Annotated in this window: 17 protein-coding genes; 13 read left to right on the forward strand and 4 right to left on the reverse strand. The window is 51.1% G+C overall.

The window, feature by feature from the left end; genetic code table 11:
- Positions 1–90 precede the first annotated feature (90 nt).
- On the forward strand, positions 91–1,395 hold the full coding sequence (locus ACO08I_RS20315; protein WP_282781151.1) for a UDP-N-acetylmuramoyl-tripeptide--D-alanyl-D-alanine ligase: 1,305 nt from the start codon (positions 91–93) through the stop codon (positions 1,393–1,395).
- Here the strand turns inward: ACO08I_RS20315 and ACO08I_RS20320 are convergent.
- On the reverse strand, positions 1,388–2,482 hold the full coding sequence (locus tag ACO08I_RS20320; protein ID WP_044216720.1) for a hypothetical protein: 1,095 nt from the start codon (positions 2,480–2,482) through the stop codon (positions 1,388–1,390). The two genes, ACO08I_RS20315 and ACO08I_RS20320, sit on opposite strands and share 8 nt — an antisense overlap.
- 62 nt (positions 2,483–2,544) lie before the next feature.
- Between ACO08I_RS20320 and ACO08I_RS20325 the strand changes: the two genes are divergently transcribed.
- From ACO08I_RS20325 to ACO08I_RS20335, 3 genes are all read left to right on the forward strand, one after another.
- Complete coding sequence (locus ACO08I_RS20325; protein ID WP_421946915.1) at positions 2,545–3,714, forward strand: MFS transporter; 1,170 nt, start codon at positions 2,545–2,547, stop codon at positions 3,712–3,714.
- Positions 3,715–3,774: 60 nt separating this feature from the next.
- On the forward strand, positions 3,775–5,028 hold the full coding sequence (locus tag ACO08I_RS20330) for a Glu/Leu/Phe/Val dehydrogenase dimerization domain-containing protein (protein WP_044216716.1): 1,254 nt from the start codon (positions 3,775–3,777) through the stop codon (positions 5,026–5,028).
- 532 nt (positions 5,029–5,560) lie between these two features.
- Positions 5,561–7,042 carry an OmpA family protein gene (locus ACO08I_RS20335; protein ID WP_421946916.1) on the forward strand — a complete coding sequence of 494 codons (1,482 nt, stop codon included), beginning with the start codon at positions 5,561–5,563 and terminating at the stop codon, positions 7,040–7,042.
- Between the two features lie 387 nt (positions 7,043–7,429).
- Here ACO08I_RS20335 and ACO08I_RS20340 read toward each other — a convergent pair whose 3' ends face one another.
- Positions 7,430–7,567, reverse strand: coding sequence for a hypothetical protein (locus tag ACO08I_RS20340; protein WP_282781159.1), 138 nt, complete (start codon positions 7,565–7,567; stop codon positions 7,430–7,432).
- A 164-nt stretch (positions 7,568–7,731) separates the two neighbouring features.
- Between ACO08I_RS20340 and ACO08I_RS20345 the strand changes: the two genes are divergently transcribed.
- Positions 7,732–9,246, forward strand: coding sequence for a hypothetical protein (locus tag ACO08I_RS20345; protein ID WP_282781161.1), 1,515 nt, complete (start codon positions 7,732–7,734; stop codon positions 9,244–9,246).
- 4 nt (positions 9,247–9,250) lie between these two features.
- On the opposite strand, the gene ACO08I_RS20350 is transcribed toward ACO08I_RS20345, so the two are convergent.
- Complete coding sequence (locus ACO08I_RS20350) at positions 9,251–10,426, reverse strand: sensor histidine kinase (protein ID WP_044216710.1); 1,176 nt, start codon at positions 10,424–10,426, stop codon at positions 9,251–9,253.
- Positions 10,427–10,569: 143 nt separating this feature from the next.
- On the opposite strand from ACO08I_RS20350, the gene ACO08I_RS20355 reads away from it, so the two are divergent.
- Both ACO08I_RS20355 and ACO08I_RS20360 read left to right on the forward strand, forming a co-directional pair.
- Positions 10,570–11,439 (forward strand): nuclear transport factor 2 family protein, encoded by an 870-nt coding sequence (locus ACO08I_RS20355; protein WP_081968598.1) that lies wholly within the window; start codon positions 10,570–10,572, stop codon positions 11,437–11,439.
- Between the two features lie 99 nt (positions 11,440–11,538).
- A complete protein-coding gene (locus tag ACO08I_RS20360; protein ID WP_421946917.1) occupies positions 11,539–12,219 on the forward strand; it encodes a hypothetical protein in 681 nt (226 codons plus the stop codon).
- Positions 12,220–12,231: 12 nt separating this feature from the next.
- Here ACO08I_RS20360 and ACO08I_RS20365 read toward each other — a convergent pair whose 3' ends face one another.
- Positions 12,232–12,690, reverse strand: coding sequence for a hypothetical protein (locus tag ACO08I_RS20365; protein WP_421946918.1), 459 nt, complete (start codon positions 12,688–12,690; stop codon positions 12,232–12,234).
- 201 nt (positions 12,691–12,891) lie between these two features.
- On the opposite strand from ACO08I_RS20365, the gene ACO08I_RS20370 reads away from it, so the two are divergent.
- The 6 genes from ACO08I_RS20370 (at position 12,892) to ACO08I_RS20395 (ending at position 19,063) form a co-directional block, all read left to right on the forward strand.
- The gene (locus ACO08I_RS20370; protein WP_421946919.1) at positions 12,892–13,050 is read left to right on the forward strand and encodes a hypothetical protein; all 159 of its coding nucleotides are present in this window, start codon (positions 12,892–12,894) and stop codon (positions 13,048–13,050) included.
- 109 nt (positions 13,051–13,159) lie between these two features.
- A complete protein-coding gene (locus ACO08I_RS20375; protein ID WP_421946920.1) occupies positions 13,160–15,103 on the forward strand; it encodes a DUF3857 domain-containing protein in 1,944 nt (647 codons plus the stop codon).
- Between the two features lie 4 nt (positions 15,104–15,107).
- Positions 15,108–17,006 carry a DUF3857 domain-containing transglutaminase family protein gene (locus tag ACO08I_RS20380; protein WP_421946921.1) on the forward strand — a complete coding sequence of 633 codons (1,899 nt, stop codon included), beginning with the start codon at positions 15,108–15,110 and terminating at the stop codon, positions 17,004–17,006.
- 61 nt (positions 17,007–17,067) lie between these two features.
- Positions 17,068–17,823, forward strand: a complete 756-nt coding sequence (locus tag ACO08I_RS20385; RefSeq protein WP_421946922.1) for a geranylgeranylglyceryl/heptaprenylglyceryl phosphate synthase — start codon at positions 17,068–17,070, stop codon at positions 17,821–17,823.
- A gap of 63 nt (positions 17,824–17,886) precedes the next feature.
- Positions 17,887–18,837, forward strand: a complete 951-nt coding sequence (gene rsgA, locus ACO08I_RS20390) for a ribosome small subunit-dependent GTPase A (protein WP_072013641.1) — start codon at positions 17,887–17,889, stop codon at positions 18,835–18,837.
- 58 nt (positions 18,838–18,895) lie between these two features.
- Positions 18,896–19,063: a hypothetical protein gene (locus tag ACO08I_RS20395; RefSeq protein WP_160213649.1), complete on the forward strand. Its 168-nt coding sequence runs from the start codon at positions 18,896–18,898 to the stop codon at positions 19,061–19,063.
- Positions 19,064–19,092 lie beyond the last annotated feature (29 nt).

Raw genomic sequence — 19,092 nt, forward strand, 5'->3', positions numbered from 1 at the left:
TGTATCGACTAAGTATCAGTGAAGTATACTGAAAGCCTTCATTCCGGTCCGAGCCGGGATGAAGGCTTTTTTTAATACGTTCAAACTACCATGAAGTCAATCGAGGAAATTTATCAGATTTTTGTTGCATGCGGGAGCGTGACCACGGACTCCCGGAAAATCAATACCGGCGATCTCTTCATTGCCTTGAAAGGCGATCGCTTTGATGGGAATCAGTACGCCGCTCAGGCTTTGGAAAAAGGGGCGTCCTACGCGGTGGTTGATGATCCTGCCGTAGTGGATGGAGAGCGCTACCTGCTCGTGGAAGACACCCTGAAGGCCCTTCAGGGATTGGGCCGGCACCACCGGCGGCAGTTTGATATCCCGGTGCTGGGCATTACCGGGAGCAACGGGAAGACCACTACAAAAGAGCTGGTAGCGGCGGTGCTCAGCCAAAAGTATCAGCTGCACTTCACGCAGGGCAATTTCAATAACCACATCGGTGTGCCTCTGACTCTGCTGGCGATGCCCCGGGATACGGAGTTTGCTGTAATCGAAATGGGGGCTAACCATCAGGGTGAGATTGATGAGCTAAGCCGGATTGCAGAACCTTCTCACGGGCTGATCACCAATATCGGGAAGGCGCACCTGGAGGGCTTCGGTGGCATAGAAGGCGTAAAAAAAGGCAAGTCAGAACTGTACCGCTTTCTGGCCGAGCGGGAGGGGCTGGTTTTCATCAATCAGGACGAGCGATTTTTGCAGGACCTGGCTTCCCCCTGTAAGCGGCAGGTCAATTACGGAAGCGGTGCATGGGATGCTGAGGGGTATCTCCCGGTGGAATTAACAGGAGAACAGCCCTTTTTGTCCTTCGCTTTTCGGGATCCGGTCTCCGGCAGCAGGGTGGAATCCGGTAGTAAGCTCATCGGGCGGTATAATTTCAACAATATAATGACTGCTGCAGCCCTGGGGATGCACTTTGGGGTGCCGGGGCAAAAGATAAAGGCAGCGGTAGAGGCTTACCTCCCTGAAAATATGCGGACGCAGATTTTTGAAAAAGGCGGGAACACTTACTTCATGGATGCCTATAACGCGAATCCGACAAGTATGCGCAATGCCCTGCTGGCCTTTGCTCAGATGGAAGCGTCGCAGCGCATCGCAATTATGGGGGAAATGCTGGAACTGGGGGCAGATAGCGAGCAGGAACACGCCGCAATAGTAGAGCTTGCTTTGGAGCAGCCCATGGCGTCTGTTCTTTTGGTTGGCAAGGCATTTGAGGCACCGGCAAAGGCAGCTGGTTTGCCGCACTTCCCTGATGTACAAGCCTTACGGACCTGGTTTGAGCAGCAGGATTATCAGGGCGTGCACATCATGATCAAAGGCTCGCGGAGCAACAAGCTGGAGGGCTTGCTTAGTTAAAGCGTTCCAGCGCCTGAAGCAGGCGTTCGGGCAGTTTGCCCTGACAAGCTTCCAGATAGTCGTTATAGGAACAAGGTACGAGGCGGTGCCTTTGCAGCTGATGGTGCGTTTTTACAGGTACCTGCATCCACCACCGGTTGCTGCGCTCGCTCCGCCAGAAAGTGATTTGGTAGTCGTGGTCTTTGAATTCCACGATATACTCCGCCAGGCCCTCCATCGTTGACGGGAAGTCCCCCTTTCGGTGGAGGTACCCATCAATGAAGTACCAAATCATTTGAGCCATGAGCTGGGCGGTCTGCTCCATGAAATCCATTTGTGGCTCAAAGCCATAAATGCCAAAGGATTTCAGCTTGTCGCTCATGCCGGCATAGCGGGCAATCTGGCAGGCTTCGTCACTGCTGAAGCCGTTAGGGGAGGGGCGTTCCTGCCCCAGGGCCTCCATACCCTTGATGGCAGAGAGGTTGAAGCTCAGCAGGTCCCCGTCCCGGATGATCGGCTCGAGCTCCGGCAATTCTGAACGGGCTTTGCCCAGCCGGACATAGTCAAAGTACCGCTTCTGTAGTGCCGTTAGCGTGGCCGGAGAAAGGTAATGGGCCTGCCCGCCAATAAAGCTCAGGTGGAAAAGGCTGGAGCGCGGGCTATCGATAATTTCCTGAAGGTAAAAAGTGCCGGTATCACGTACAGTAGTGTGGTAAGGCACCTTCTCATCTACCACCACCAGATTGATGAGGTACTGCAGTTCCTGATAGGCTTTATATTGTGCCAGTGCCTGCGCCGGATGGCTGCCGATGAGAATGGGCATCACTTCGCTTTCCAGCAATTCCTTAATAAGCGGGATAAGAAAAATGCTTTCCTGTTTGCGGGCATTGCCCAGATCCGCGATAGGCAAACCTTCAAAGGGGCTTTTGAGGGCATACAGGCTTTGCCGGACCACATCGGCTTGTTCGGCGCCCAGGCCGAGGATCGCAACAGAGCCCTTGGCCAGAGCCGGGAAAGTCCGTTCGTACCGCTGAATAGTACTGCCCAGGCAATCATCAGGAAAAGAAGAAGCCAGCGGTTTAAGTGGTTGTAGCCAGTTGTGAAGCATAAGAAGGCATAGGTTTTGTCTGTACGGCGGGTAAAGATAGGGTGTGGTTTCTATATTTGCGCATGCATACGGAAAAGGAGCCACTCTATACGACCCAATTCTGGCTGTTATGCCTGAGCCATGCCTTGTTTGCGGGAAGTTTCAACATGATTATCCCGGAGCTGCCTGCGTACCTCGAAAGCATGGGCGGTGAAGATTACAAAGGGCTGATTATCGCGCTCTTTACACTTATGGCGGGGTTGTCCCGCCCCTTCAGCGGCCGGCTGACCGATACAGTGGGGCGGGTGCCAGTCATGGTCTTTGGCTCCATGGTGTGTGTAGTTTGCAGTTTGCTTTACCCCCTGGTTTCCGGGGTAGCCGGGTTTCTTTGGCTACGGTTTTTTCATGGCTTTTCCACCGGGTTTAAACCTACGGCTTCTTCCGCTTTCGTAGCTGATATTGCGCCCCCATACCGCCGGGGCGAAGCAATGGGCATACTGGGAGTGAGCATGAACCTGGGCTCCTCTATCTTTCCGCCGGTAGGCAGCTGGCTGGTGCTGGCCTACTCCATAGACCTGATGTTTTACGTGTCCTCCGGATTAGCGTTGCTTTCCATTCTGATTCTGATGGGGATGAAGGAGACGCTGCCTGAGCGGCAGGCTTTCCGGCCAGGGCTGCTAAGGGTGGGATGGAAGGATTTCCTTGAGCCTACTGCGGTGCCGCCAGCGATCATTATTGGTTTGTCCTACGCCTGTTTTGGAGTATTGCTTACCGTTGTGCCCGATCAGGCAGATTATCTGGGTATGGCCAACAAAGGGCTGTTTTTTACCAGTTTCACCGCGATGGGGCTGCTGTCCCGCCTGATTGCCGGGCGTTCCTCCGACCGGTTCGGGCGGGAGCCTGTTTTGCAGCTGTCCCTCATCCTTACTGCCGGCGCTTTAGTGCTTTTGGGGTACGCCAATAGCCCCCTGATGCTGATGGTGGGGGCTGGAGCCCTCGGATTTTGTACCGGAGTACTTGGCCCGACTGCATTTGCCTGGGTGGTAGACCGAAGTGACAGCCGTTACCGTGGCCGGGCAATGGCCACCGCCTATATCGCTCTGGAGGTGGGCATTGGGGGAGGCGCGCTCTATTCTGCCTGGGTATATGATAATACGCCTGCTAATTTTGCGGAAGTTTTCCTGGCTTCCGCTTTGCTATGCCTCCTGGCGCTGGGCTATCTGGAATGGCGAAAACGCACCCATGCAAGATAGTTAGTGTACGAACTATTTTGTACTTTTGCAGGGCCTTGTTAACCAGGAAAACCAAAGCTCATGCAAAATCTACTCGAACAGTATAAAGCCAAGCAGCCTGAGATTGTCTTTGAATGGAAAGACGCCGAGACGGAAGCCGAAGGCTGGATTGTCATCAACTCCCTTCGTAATGGTGCTGCCGGCGGTGGCACACGGATGCGAAAAGGGCTGACCAAAGAGGAAGTCATTTCTCTGGCTAAGGTCATGGAGGTAAAGTTTTCGGTATGTGGCCCGGCGATTGGCGGCGCCAAGTCCGGTATCAATTTCGACCCTTCCGATCCCCGCCGCAATGAGGTACTGCAACGTTGGTACGCGGCTGCACTTCCTATTCTGAAAACGTACTACGGCACCGGTGGCGACCTCAATGTGGATGAGCTTAAAGACGTCATCCCCATTACCGAGCGCCTAGGGCTATGGCATCCGCAGGAAGGTATTGTGAATGGCCATCTCAACTCCACCCGTGGCGATAAGGTGAAAATTATCGGACAGCTGCGCTACGGCTGCGCAAAAATTGTAGAGGATCCCCGTTTCGTGCCCGATGGGCATAAGTATGCCGTTGCGGATTTGATTACCGGTTTTGGGGTCGCAGAGTCGGTCCGCCATTTTTATGAGATCTACCACGGTACTTCCCTGGAAGGCAAAACCGCCATTATTCAGGGCTGGGGCAACGTCGCTTCAGCAGCAGCAAGCTACCTTTCGCTTTCAGGCGCGCGCATCCTTGGCATTATCGACCGGGAGGGCGGCGTGATTAGCCGGGAAGGTTTGGGCATGGAAGAAGTAAAGGAGCTCTTTGTCCGCAAGCAGGGGAATAAACTCGTTGCGGACGAATTATTGCCATTTGAAGAAGTCAATGAAAAGATTTGGTCCCTGGGTGCTGACATCTTTATTCCGGGAGCAGCCTCGAAGCTGGTCACCCGCGAGCAGGTAGAGCAGCTGGTTGAAGGCGGTGCAGAGGTCATCTCCTGTGGTGCCAACGTACCCTTTGTCGATGATGGCGTATTTTTTGGCCCAACAGCGGTCTGGACGGATCAGCAACTCAGCCTGATTCCCGACTTTATCGCCAACTGTGGCATGGCCCGGGTGTTTGCCTACTTCATGAAGGCAGAGGCAGAAATGACGGATGAAGCCATCTTTAGTGATGTGTCGGCTACGATTCGTGGTGCACTGGAGCGGCTGAAAGAACAATACCCGGACAATAGTAACCGTATTGCTTCCAATGCTTTAAGCGATGCACTGCAGCACCTGATGGCTTTACCGGAGCCGGTTGCCGTTTGATCTTGTTTTCCCGGGTGGTGAGGCCTTCAAAATAGAGGCGAACAATTAGGTGTGCATAACAAATTGCACTTTTTGAATAGCTTGCCAGCATTTGCCGTTTGCCTCTCCTGGATAAGCTGGAGCAGAGCGGGAAGCTCTACCCCAGCAGCCATAGGGCTTAAATGCAGTGGGTTGCCTTTGTGTTTTGTGCAATTTGTTATACACACACAATTAGTGAATAGTACAGGAAACCAAAATTATTGCTATTTTTAGATCGAATTTATATGAGTAGATGCAACCCAATGGTTTGGACTGCGTAGAATTATGCAGTAACTTTGCGTCTTAATCTTTCTGTACGGCAGTTGTGCGCATGCACTTAGGGCATCATATGCTGCCGGCAGATCGCGATCATTTTACCGATTTAAGTAATTAAACGAAAAGAAAAAGATGTACAATTGCCCCCCAAATGGCGGCAACGTTAAAGGTTTGGCAGGCATAGCCTATCAAGCCTTTTCTGTTATCTCATCTTAAATTAACATTAATCCCTATGACTATGACAAAGAGAAGTACCCTTCTGCTGACTCTTTTATTCTTCATTGGAGTTGCCGTCCTCCATGCTCAGGAAGAAGAAGAATCTGGTGCCGATTACGGTACCCCGAAAGACATGATTGAATTTGGTTTGCACGGTGGCTACTTCTTTGTAGGTGGCGATGTGCCTCATCAGCCCAGTTATGGCGTGGGTTTCCACGTTAGAAAATCACTGGACTACGTTTTCTCGGTCCGCTTCGATGGCTTTTACGGCTCAGCCCGTGGAGAAGAAGGTGATCCGGTTGATGACGATTTCTTCGAGCACGAAACCACCTATATTTCCGGTACGGCTTTTGGTATTATCTCAGCCAATAACCTTCGCTGGAACCGGTCTACCCGTAAGACCAATCTCTACGCCCTGGTTGGCGTAGGTGGTGCTGCCTTCAAGCCCAGAGTGAATGTAGATCAGCGCAGTGGTGACCTGACAGACCCTGCTTTTTCCATTGCCCCTCATGTAGCTACCGGTGCCGGTATAGCTTTCCGTATCAGTGACCGGATGAATATTGGCCTGGAGCATCAGATCTTTTTCCCAATGGGCTCCCTGGGCGACAATATTGATGGTCAGACCATTCAGGGAGGTGGAAACCGCACCCTTTCCCGGGACATGCTCAACTACACTAGTGTCCGGCTTAATTTCAATATTGGCAATGCGACCAAAGCCTCTCCTCCGCTGTATTGGGTAAACCCAATGGAAAACGTGATGAACGAGCTGGATAACATCAAGAAAAACCAGGGCGCTGCCCTTCAGGATTCTGATGGTGATGGTGTAATTGACGCTATTGACCAGGAGCCAAACACCCCACCTGATGTACCCGTAGATACTAAGGGCCGCACGCTTGATAGCGACCGCGATGGCGTGGCCGACTACAAAGACCGGGAGCCTTACTTCCCTCCACGCCCGGGTGAGCGGGTGAACGAGGAAGGCGTGGTGGTCAATCCTACTTCTGTGCCTGGCGGTGGCGTGAGCGAAGACCGTGTCCGGGAAATCATTTCAGAAGAGCTGCAAAATTACCAGCTGCGGCAGAATGAGTCCGGTGGAGCCGGTGGTGGTCAAATGACCGAATGGTTTCTGCCAATGATCCACTTTGGCACCGATAGTGACCGCATTAAATATGCAGACTACGGAACGCTGGCTTCCATCGCCCGTATGATGAAAGGCAATCCTCAGCTGAGAATTGTGGTGACCGGCTTTGCGGATGCATCTGCACCGGAATCCTATAATGATGAGCTGTCTTACCTTCGTGCCAAAGCAGTTGTTGATCATATGGTGGCCAACCATGGCATTGGCCGTGGCCGCTTTGTCGTTCAGTGGAAGGGCGAGTCTGAGCTGCTGGTACCAAGCGGCAACAGCTACATGAACCGCCGTGTGGAATTCCGGGTGGCGCAGCCAGATGATGTGGAGATGGACCCGCCTGCAGGTGTCAAAAAGGAAGAAGGCGGATTCTAAATTAAGGAGTAACCGCCCGCCGGATTTTCTGTGAAGTACTCCGGGGAGTTTGTTTAGAGACAAGACTCAAAAGAAAGAGCCCTTTCGCAAATCAAATGCGAAAGGGCTTTTCATGTTAGAGAGAAAAGAGAAATGTGAGCCCTGGATTTGGAAGATATAAGGAACGAAATAAAGGGGAATCACGTCTGCTTTTTGCAGTTCTTCCGTTTCCAGGTACACATTTACTCCGAGCTCTACAGTTCACTTACTATGAACATCAGCAAAAGTAAAGCAGGCAGGGCAGAATCTTTGTAACACTTTTTCAAAAAAAAGACATAGCAGATTCAGGTAAATCAGCCTGGTGAATTACTTTAATAGTTTAATTTTCAGGATATAACGCTGTGAAGATTAGATCTCGTCGAGGTCCTCGATTACAACGATGCTCTCCTGATATTCCTGCTCATACTCCTGTATGAGCTCCGGCGTGGCCTCCTGAGTACTTGTAATAACTCCAATAGCGAAAAGGAATGCGATAATAGCAGTCATAGTTTTGAATTTTTTGTTCGGTATTCAAAACTATGGTGGTTTGCCCGCACAGTTGATAACACTTTTGCAAAAATAAGACAGGTCAGATTATACTGGTTTTTTGGAAATTTGGTTAATAACAACTTAGAAAGCAGTAACTTAAAGGGGGTAAAAATTATGCTTAGATGAAGTTCGCCGAATTGATAAGTCTGGCAAAAGTGGTCTCTCCTAATAAAATCAAGCAGATTGAGGTGTTGGGGAATACGGGGGAAGTGCGGTCCGGTGTTGAAAAACTGTACCGTGACCTGCAAACAGACAAGTACAAAACCGAGGAGGAAGCTTCGAGCGCATTTTACGGCCATTCGAGATACCGCAGGCATTATTTCAACCGCCTGAAGCGGAAACTGCGTGAAAAGCTGGTGAACACGCTCTTTCTCGTCGATTTAAGCCAGCCGGATTTTTCTGAATACCAACGTGCCTACTACAGTTGTTACCGTTACGCCTCCGCTGTGCAGATACTGATAGCGGGGTATAGCCGCAAAGCAGCGGTTGCACTCGCCAGAATGACGATCCGAAAAGCTGTCAAATACGAGTTTTCTGATATCATACTGCAAATGGCCAAAATCCTGCGTTACCATTATGGAGCTATGGAAGGTGAGGTGAAAGCATTTGAATACTTCGACCAGTTAATTCAAGTCTATCAACCTGTCTATCAGGCGGAGCTGAGCCTTGAAGGTAAGTATACAGAGTTAGTGATGTACTTTAATGCGCCTCAGTCAAACCGGGAACAGTTTTACGATAAAGCCAAAGACTATGCCCGAATAGCAGAGCACCAAATGAGTGTTTATAGCGGGTACAAGTTGTTTTTATATGGTTTCTCCATCACTACGATTCAGCACCAGATTATTTATGACCACAAAGAACTGCTGAAAAGCTGTGACCACGCAATTGCTTACTTCAAAAGCAGGAAGGACCGTTCCTCATCGGTTGCGCTGTTTTCTTTTTCTTTCAAGAAAATACCAAGCCTCATTGCCCTCCATGCTTTTGAACGGGCCGAGCAGGAAATCGAGTACTGTCTGGGACTGACCCGAAAAGGGAAGAACAACTATTTTAAAGTCCAGGAGTATGCCATTATCTTATACTTTCATTCGCAGCAGTATGAGCGTGCACTAGAGGTCCTGGAAACCGTTTATAATACAGATCAGTTTGACTGGCTGCCTGCGCAAAGCCTCGAAGCATGGCGGATTTATGATGCCTATCTCCATTTGTTCTTTGAAATAGGCATGGTAAGCCAGCAGCCAACTTCCAATAGGAGGTTTCGGCTGACACGGCTGCTGAATAATGTACCTAAATATGCCAAAGACAAGACAGGAGCGAACATAACGATACTGACCATTCACGTCCTTTTTCTGCTGCAGCAGAGGAAGTATTCAGAGATCATAGACCGGATGGAAGCCCTTAAGACATACACCCACCGATACTTGAGAAAAAATGATGATTTTCGGCGCAATTGTTTCCTGAAAATGCTGCACAAGATACCTGCCTGCGGGTTCAATCGGATTGCAGTAGTACGGAGAACAGCTCAGTTGCGGAAAAGAATGGAGGCAATGCCCATTTCCGAAACACGGCAGGACCTTGAATCCGAGATCGTTCCTTTCGGACAGCTTTGGGATATTGCGCTCGAATTACTCGACGAATAGGCCACTAGGCCTTTTTCGGCAACTGAATCGTAAAGGTGGTGCCTACGCCCTCTTCTGACCGCTTGACAAATATCTTGCCGTTGTGGTACTCCTCCACGATGCGCTTGGCCAGTGAAAGCCCCAGGCCCCAGCCTCGCTTTTTGGTGGTATAGCCCGGCCTGAATACTGTCTTGAACTTGCCTTCCGGTATGCCTTTGCCACTATCTGTGATGTCGACATACACAAAGTCCTGGTCATCATAGATTTCAGCTTCGATGAACCCTTTGCCGTCCATGGCATCCAGGGCATTGCGCAGCAGGTTCTCCACTACCCAGTCAAACAAATGAGGGTTGATGTGGACGGTTTTGGCAGGTTCATCCGGTGCAGGGAAACGAAACTCCACTTTTCTCGAAGCCCGGCGCTGCATATAAGCCCGGCAGTCGTCCAGTTCTTCGTAGATATTAATGGGCTCCAGCTTGGGAGCAGAGCCAATTTTGGAGAACCGGTCAGCAATGAGCTCCAGTCGGCTCACGTCATTGCGCAATTCACCCACCACTTCCTGTACCTCTTCGTCAGACTCCCGGATGAGCTTCAAGTGCTCAATCCAGGCTACGATAGCTGAAATGGGCGTGCCCAGCTGATGAGCGGTTTCCTTGGCCATGCCCACCCATACCCGGTTTTGCTCTGCCCGCCTTGCAGAACTAAAGCCCATGTATCCAAAGCCTACAAAAGCGGCGATGAGGACAAACTGTACAAACGGAAAGTAACGCAATTGCCGCAAAAGGGTAGACTCCTTATAGTAAATCCGGTGGGCAGTACTTTGGATGGGCTCAAACCCATCTGCTTCCATACGGGCTACTTCCTGCATAAGGTACGCCTGGGAAGTATCACTGGTATTCACACTGAAATCCACCCTGCCCCGGTCATTGACCGCAATCACAGGAATAGTGTTGTTGGCCTGCAGGATATTCAGGTGGAGGGTAAGGTCTGGCTGAGGGCAACTGTCATTGATGATGGCAGCGATTTCGTCCAGGTTGTTGAGCCGTTCCTGAGCCATTACATAAAGAGCTGCCTTGTGCCGTTCCTCTTCTGCCAGCTTATTGGAAAGGTAGGTCGTATAAGCCATAGAGATGGCAACGATAATGGCGCCGGCGATGCCTAAATATATTTTCCAGCGGGATTTTCGGTTGTAGATATCCATATGGGGTATCAGTCTTGAACTTATTGTACCGGCAAATTAGCAATAATCTGCCCGGGGACGGTTTTTTGGCGGCTTAGCTTTGTAATTTGTTTTAGAACGGTAGCGGGAAAGTTTTATTTTCGGGTACCACAAACAACAAGGACATGAAGTACTACAGTTTTGTTTTTGCCGCAGCGCTGCTGCCGTTTATGCTCTTGGCTCAGCACAGCCGGGAGTGGAGCGCTGTGCAGCAGCCTATTCAGCAGCTTTTTGATGGAATGCGCGCTGCTGACAGCACTGCTGTGCGCGATGCGTTTATGCCAGATGCAGGCATGTTTACAGCTGTAATCAATAAGGAAGGCGTGCCTACCTTGCGCAAAGGCAGTCTCGACCGCTTTGCAGACTACGTAGGTCAGGTAGAGGAAAACGCAATGGATGAGCGAATCTGGAGCTATGACATTCGTATAGATGGTCTTTTGGCTACGGCCTGGACTTCTTACACCTTCTTTAATAACGGAGCACTTTCGCACTGTGGGACCAACGCCTTTGAGCTCTTCAAAACAGCAGACGGCTGGAAGATTTCCCACATTACAGATACCCGCAACACAGAGGGCTGCCTGACCGAAGCGCCCAATAACCGAGCAGACATTGATACCTTGCTGAATGCCTGGCACAAAGCTGCTGCAACAGCTGACGCGGATGGTTTCTTTAGCAAAATGACCAAAGACGGTATTTATCTGGGCACCGATGCTACAGAACGTTGGCTGCGTGACGAGCTGAAGGCATGGTCTGTAAAAGCCTTCGACCGGGAAGTGGCCTGGCTTTTCAAGCCCTACGACCGGGAGGTTTATTTCTCCAAAGACGGGCAGACCGCCTGGTTTGAAGAGCTGCTGGACACCCCGCATATGGGCATCTGCCGGGGCTCGGGAGTCCTTACCAATACCGAAAAAGGCTGGCGCATCCGCCACTACGACCTGGCCCTAATGGTGCCCAATGAGCGCATGGAAGCCGTCCAAAAGGCATTAAAGGAGTAGCTACTGTGGAAAACTATTCTCCACAGACTGGATTTCGTTGAAATTTATATTTACCTTGCCAATAATGGACCCTGATTCCATTCACGGAAGTAAAGTCTGATGGATAAATACATTAACTACCTGCTCGCGGATATCGCAGCGGCTACTGTAAGCCTTCCTGTACATGTGCTGTCTTTTGATTACGATGATGACGAAGACACCCCCTTTATTACTGCGGAGGAGGAGGCTAAGATGGCGCCCCGGGAGATACTCGCCAACTTGGTTGGCTTAAAGCGGGAATGGTTTCCGCCTGGCAGCCGTCTTTCAGAGGCTCAAATGCTATTGCTTACGGAGGCACTGACGGACTGCCTGGATGCCCACTCCTTTATCGTTAATTTTCCAGCTGGTCTGCCTGCCCCCATTCGTTACCAGGTATTGCTGGCTGAGCTGGAGAAGGAGGTCCCGGTATTGCAATACAACATCTGGCAATTGGATTTTTGTGAATACGAACCCAAAGGCTGCCCGTTCGGGGAGGCTTTTTGCCAGTGCCAGATTTATGAACGCTGGCTGGATCAGCTCAAAAGCAGTGGACCGGACGCAGAGTCCGCAGCGAGCCTGCCTGCTTTTCTCTTCGAGCCTCAGGAGGACGACTATTCCCTGGAGCGTTACCGGGCAGAGTGGGACGAAACCGAAGAAGAGGAATGGGGCCTCGACGCAGACAGTGCATTCGGAGATGACCTCTTCGATGATCTCGATGACTTCGATTTCTTCTTTGACGATGATGAAGTTCGCTGGAACTAATGGTTTCCTCCTTTATTCAAACCGCTCCTTCAGCTCCTGCCAGTCCTCTTTGAGCCCCTTCGCTGCATCATCAAACAGGGCATCCGGCTCATCGAAAATGGCTTTTGTTTCTTCTTGTATCTTTTGCAGGGTGCTTTTGTCTTTTCCTTTAAGCTCCTTCACGAGCCCATCCCCATAGCGCTGATAATAGTACCGAAGCGACTGCCTCCAAAACTGCCGCTTTTCCTTTCCTGTCATTTCCGGCTCATGTATGTCATAGCATTCTTCCACATAGCTGCGGAAGGCCGCATCGTATTTGGACCACCCGGGGTCAGAAGCAGGCAAATCAGCCGACCTGGCCTCCTCCAGTAAATCGTGGTATTGGTCCAGGAAAGCAGTCTTGTCTGCCCCGCATGTACTACGTGTGCAGGCACTAAAGAAGAGTGCCGTCAGCCCGGCAATGCAAAGGTATCGGCATGTTTGTGCCAGCATAGGAACTTTTTTATTCGGTAATGTCAACCCGAAAATAACGGTTTGACTGTTCAAAAATTACGTTAAAAACTGTATTTTGAGGCTTCATTGTTGTTTGAAGCGCTACGACCCCCAAAAGCCCGCTCTCTGTTCCGCATAAATAAAGTCCGGTGCCAGATAAGCATGCCAAAAGGTGGTCGCGCTGCTCTTTGAAGTTGAACCATGAAAATCAAAGCTCTTTTTACCCTTAGCTTTTTGGGGCTTTTTGTCGCCATCAGCATTTCTGCACAGTCCGAAGCCCGGTTTGGGCAAATTCCACCGGAGGCGCTAGCTATGGAAGGCCTTTTCAGAAAAGCTAACCGCGCAGGTCGTTCTGCGTAAGCCATAATATTATCTTTTCATTAAACCCTGGATGATGAACCATCTACGTTTCGCGCTAGTATTACTAAGCATTATTGTTTTAACCACCTCAAATGCTCAAAAGCCTCCAATGAAGTGGGGGCAAGTGGACCTGGAAGAGCTGAATATGACCACTGTCCCGGAAGACACCACTGCCGCTGCTGTAATTCTTGGCGATTATGCCACGCTGAAGTTTGACTTTGGGCAGGGTACCCGCTATGTTTTTGAGCACCACCGCCGCATCAAAATTCTGGATAAGTCGGCCTTTGATTATGGTGATGTGCAGCTTTATCTCTATGGCGATGATCAGATCAGCGGGCTCAAAGCACAAACGATTTCACGCGGCTCCGGGCAGACCTTCCGGCTTAAAGGCCGGGATTTCTATGAAGAGGAGGTTGCCGATGAAGTGAAAGCACTAAAGTTTACTTTTCCGAACCTGGAGGAAGGAGCGGTCATTGAGTACACCTACACCATCACCTCCGACCGGATCGTACAACTGCGCTCCTGGTACTATCAGCACGATATTCCGGTCCGCTGGAGCGAACTGCATATAGATATTCCGGTCTGGTTCGAATACTTGTTCCTGACCAATGGCCGCAGCCCGGATATCAACGAGCAGGAGCGGCTTACGCAAAACTTCCGTGTGGTACAGTATAAAACGAAACAGGCGGGCATGTCGGGCACTGTAAAGCAAGCTTCAGGTACGACTACGATGTCCGGAGAAGTGACCCGTTACCGTTTAGTCATGGAAAATGTCCCTGCACTAAAGGAAGAAGCCTTTATTACTACAATGGACGACTATCGGGCCAGCCTGCGTTTTCAGTTGCAGGCAGTGCGATTTCCGAACCAGCCTGTGGATCAGATTCTTTCTTCCTGGCCGGATGTGGCCAAGCGCCTGCTTACCTCTACTGCTTTCGGGCTCCAATTCGACAAAAAGCGCAATCAAAAAGAGTTACTGGAAGCGCTTGCTCCTTACCTCCCTGAACAGGGGACGCCCTCAGAAAAAGCGCTTGCTGCTTATTATTACCTGCAGGATGCGTTGGAGTGGGACGGGTCGTATTGGTACAACGCAGAGGAGAGTGTCCTCGAATGCTTTGATCGGAAACGAGGCTCCAGCGGAGAGCTAAACCTTATTTTGATGACCGTACTGAAAGCGCTGGATGTGGAGTGTTATCCAGTGTTGTTAAGCACCCGCAGTCATGGTAAAATGCTACAGTTGTATCCCATCGTCCGGCAGTTCAATCACATGGTTACAGTGGCGAGGATCAATGATCAGCTGCTTATTCTGGATCTCAGCGATGATGAGCGCCCGGCAGGCGTACCCCGCAAAGCCTCCCTCAACAAAGTGGGCTGGCTGGTTAGCGAAACGAACCCACAGTGGATAAATATTGCTCCTCCCGGGGCAAGTACAGCAAGGATGTTTCAGATGAGCCTTTCTGAAAACGGTGACCTGTCGTACCAGCTACAGACGAAATCCGAAGGCTACCACGCTGTAGACATACGGGACCTGGTTTCCGGAGCAGAAGGGGAGCAGGCGCTGGCAAAGGAGCTGCAAAAGCACTTTCCGGAAAGCCAGGCGGAGGGAATGCAGGTTGCACTGCCTGATAACCCTGTGGATGCAGTGAAGTGGGGCTACACTGCGCAAGTGCCGGGTGCAGCTCAGGCCTTCAATGATTTTATTTATTTCTCGCCCTGTATCTTGCCTTATTTCGAAGAAAACCCTTTCCAGAAGGCCGAACGTAGCTATCCGGTAGACCTGGCCCACCCCTTCGACGTGCGGGATGTTTTCATTGTTGAAATCCCGGAAGGTTATGTGCTGGAAGAGATGCCGGAATCTGCTAGTTTTGCGCTCCCCGGCAAGGCGGGCAGGTTTGAGTTTACTCCGACCGAAACTACAGGTAAAGTCAACCTGGTGTATAGCCTGCGCCTCGATAAAACACATTTCGAACCCGAAGAATACTTAGCGTTAAAGCAGTTCCTGGACCTTGTCATCGAAAAGCAGGGCGAGCAATTCGTATTCCGAAAAAAGACCTAGAACCATGAGAGCATTGATACTGGCCATCACCCTGGCTTTTGCGCTGCCTGCTGCGGCACAGCACTATGCCGCGTTTACTATTCCCGACAGCCTGACAGAAGGCGCTAATGTGGTAGTGCGGGACTATAATGTGGACCTGGATATCCGGTCCGGGAAAAAAGGGTATCTCAAAGTGGAAAAAACATTAACACTGCTTAATGAAAAAAGCAGTGCCAATGAGCTGGTTATTTACTACGATGAGGGGACCCGGGTCCGTAAAATTGAAATTGTACTGTACGATGCACTGGGCCGGGAACTGCGGGTAGTGGATAAAGATGAAGTGAAGGACTACTCTGCTGTTTCGGGAGGCACCCTTTATGGTGACCGCCGTATCAAACACGTGGAGGTCAGGCATAATACTTACCCTTACACAATTAGCTACCGATACGAGCGTGAGCTGGAAGGTATTGACTTTGCTGCAGGGGAAGAGTGGTACCCGCAGCACTTTGGTTACAGCGTAGAGGCTGCCCGGTTTTCCTTTAGTGCACCAATAGATTTTCCAGTCAATTATAAGGGGTACCGGCTACCGGTTGAACCCACGCGCTCTAATGCTGGAAATGAATGGTCTTGTACCTGGGAGGTGAAACACCTGAAAGCCCTGCCTCATGAAGCTTATGCCCCGCAGGCTGAAGAGTTGTTGCCCAAGGTGGTTTGTGTGCCGGGCCGGGTCAGTATAGAGGGCTACGAAGGGGCGTTCTCGAGTTGGGAAGCCCTCAGTAAGTACATACACACGCTTTGGGAAGGGCGGGGCGTACTCCCTGAAACGGTAAAATCAGAAATCCAACAACTGGTTGCAGGGGCTACTTCAGATGAAGAGAAGATTGCCCGCCTTTACCGCTACCTTCAGCAGAATATGCGCTATGTCAGTGTACAGCTGGGCATTGGGGGGTGGCAGCCCTTTGATGCCGAATACGTAACAAAAAACAAATATGGTGACTGCAAAGCCCTGACCAATTACATGTGGGCTATGCTCAGGGAAGTGGGGATTGAAGCATACCCGGCACTCATCAGGACAGGTGGTGCACCGGTCAAGCTGGATACCGCCCTGGTCAAAAGCCAGTTTAATCATGTTTTATTGTACCTGCCCGGGCAGGACAACTGGCTTGAATGTACGGTTCCGGTTGGGCCGCCACAGTACATCTATTTCGGTAACCACGACCGGAAGGTATTGCTTGTGAAAGAAGAAGGCGGAGGTTTGTACCATACGCCCCATCTGGGGTACCTGGACAACATCCGGAGTGGAAAGACATCCGTACAACTCAGTGAAACCGGAGATGCCCGCCTCAGCCAGCGCTTTCAGATGGCCGCAAGGGATGCAGAACGCTGGCGGGCTATGGATGCCTATTATTCGGAAACAGAACTGAAAGATGCCGCCCGGGAAAACTTGCTGGCTGCGCCCGGGCTGCTCATCGAAAAACTGGAGGTGTTGCCAGAACCCGATAAAGCGGCTTGCCAGGTGTTTTTGGAGGGCCAATCTGAAAGGTTCGCCTCCAAAGGAGGGAAGCGTTTATTCCTGCCGCTGCTGCCAGTGGTTGCTGTCGGCACTGCACCGCCTCCGTGTGAAAACCGCCGCTGGCCGATAGCCATAAGAGAAGGCTTTACCTGCCGCGACACCGTGAGTTACCAGCTACCTGATGGCTATGAAGTGGAGAGCATCATGGAAGAAACAGCCACCCTTGAGCACCCTACAGGCTACTATCAGCTAAAAGTTGACCATCAGCCGGGGACCATAACCATAGTCAGGGTGCTCCAGCGCAAGATGGCAGAACTGCCCCCTGCTGCCTACGAAGAATTCCGTGCCTTCTGGCTGGAAGTCGGAAAGCTGGAGCGGTCGATGGCGGTACTGGTCCAAAAACGTACTTGAACTGGCTATTAAGCGGACTGTAAAAATATTTTATCTTAGCGGTCTAAGCTGCAATGAAAACATGTCCAAGCCGAATCCTATATATAAGCAAATATGCCAGGCTAAGTCAGAGGGCCGCAAGTGCTTCGCCTTACTTATTGATCCCGATGAAGTAAGCATAGATGGCTTGCCTGCTCTGGCAGAGCTGGGCGAACAAACAAACGTGGATTTTCTGTTTGTAGGCGGGAGCTTGCTGGTCCATAATACCCTCTCGGCATGTTTGCAGCAATTGCGTACGTCCTGCAATCTTCCGCTGGTGTTATTCCCGGGCAGCCCGCTGCAAATCGATGATAATGCGGATGCCTTACTCTTCCTGTCCCTCATTTCCGGCCGCAATCCGGAACTCCTCATCGGGCAGCAGGTCATTAGTGCACCCTATCTCCATCATGCGGATCTTGAGGTGATCGGGACCGGCTATATGCTGATTGACGGAGGGGCCGCCACCACTGTTTCCTACATGAGCAATACCACGCCCATTCCGGCTGACAAGCCTGACATAGCCATGGCGACGGCTCTCGCCGGAGAGATGCTGGGGCTGAAACTGCTGTACATGGATGCCGGCAGCGGTGCCCGATACCCCATTTCGGAGGCCATGATACGCCGGGTCGCCACTAATACACAAATTCCGCTCATCGTTGGCGGCGGTATCCGGACCCCGGAACGGGCTTTTCAGACTGCCACTGCCGGTGCTGATGTCATCGTGGTAGGCAATGCTATTGAAAACGACCGCCGCCTGCTCCGTGCTATGGCCGAAGCTGTGCATGCCGGTGCAAGATGATGCTTTCGGGAACCTTCTCGGGTTGAGCATGGTTGCACTACTGAAATTCAAAACACAACAGATTTGGAACAAGGAACTGTCGTTAAATCCACAGGGAGCTGGTATCAGGTACAAATGGCGGATGATAGCGTGTTGGACTGCCGTATCGTCGGGAAATTTCGGCTCGAAGGTCAGAAAATCACTAACCCCGTAGCAGTAGGCGACAGGGTCGAGGTAGAACGTAGTGAAAAAGAAGATAACGGGACCATCCGGAATATCCTGCCCCGCCGCAATTATGTGGTCCGGCAGTCGCCCCGCCGCCGTCACGATCTTCATCTTCTGGCCAGCAACATCGACCAGGCCATCGTTATTATGACCATTACCCAGCCGGACCTCAAGCAGGGGTTTATTGACCGGTTTTTGCTGATGACGGAACCCTATGAGATTCCTGCCATCATTGTCTTTAATAAAGCCGACCTCTACGATACCGGACATGTGGGCGTATTTGAATACCTGCGCGACATCTACGGGCACATTGGCTACCAAGCGATTTTGGTCTCTGCTCTGGAAGGGCAGGGTATACCCGAACTCAAGGCATTGCTTAAAGATAAAACCACGCTCATTACAGGCCAGTCGGGCGTGGGCAAGTCAACGCTCGTCAATGCCGTGGAGCCCGACCTGGAGCTTCGTACACAGGAGTTAAGTGATTATTCGGGTAAAGGGCAGCATACCACCACCTTTGCGGAGATGCATGCGCTGCGTGAGGGTGGTGCGATCATTGATACCCCAGGCATCAAGTCGCTGTCCTTCATTCATCTGGAGCCGATGGATGTGGCCCACAATTTCAAGGAGTTTTTCAAGTACTCTGAAGACTGTAAATTCGGCGGCAACTGTCTGCACCGCTCTGAGCCCGGATGTGCCGTCCGGGATGCGGTGGAGTCAGAAGAGCTAAGCGTGCTCCGTTACGAAAACTACCTGACAATTCTGGAAGAAGTGGAAGACCAGAATTACTGGGAGCGCCATAAGGGGATTTAATTCCAGCCGCAGGTACCTTCACTCCTGAAAAAAGCGCACCTTTGCGAAAAATTGAACAATGGGGTATAAAAGCCGAAAACGAAACTTCAGGAGCCGCCGGGAGCGCTTCCAGGATACTATGCGCAAAACCCGCTTGTTTTTCCTGTTCCTCTTCATTGCCATCCTGTTGTATGGCCTTATGAACCGCCACGATATCTGGGCCTATCTCAAGACCTATATGTACTAAATAAAAACGGGGGCAGCTTTGATGGCTGC

Origin of the sequence: Phaeodactylibacter xiamenensis (assembly GCF_965229835.1) — a bacterium.
Classification (GTDB): Bacteria; Bacteroidota; Bacteroidia; order Chitinophagales; family Saprospiraceae; genus Phaeodactylibacter; species Phaeodactylibacter xiamenensis.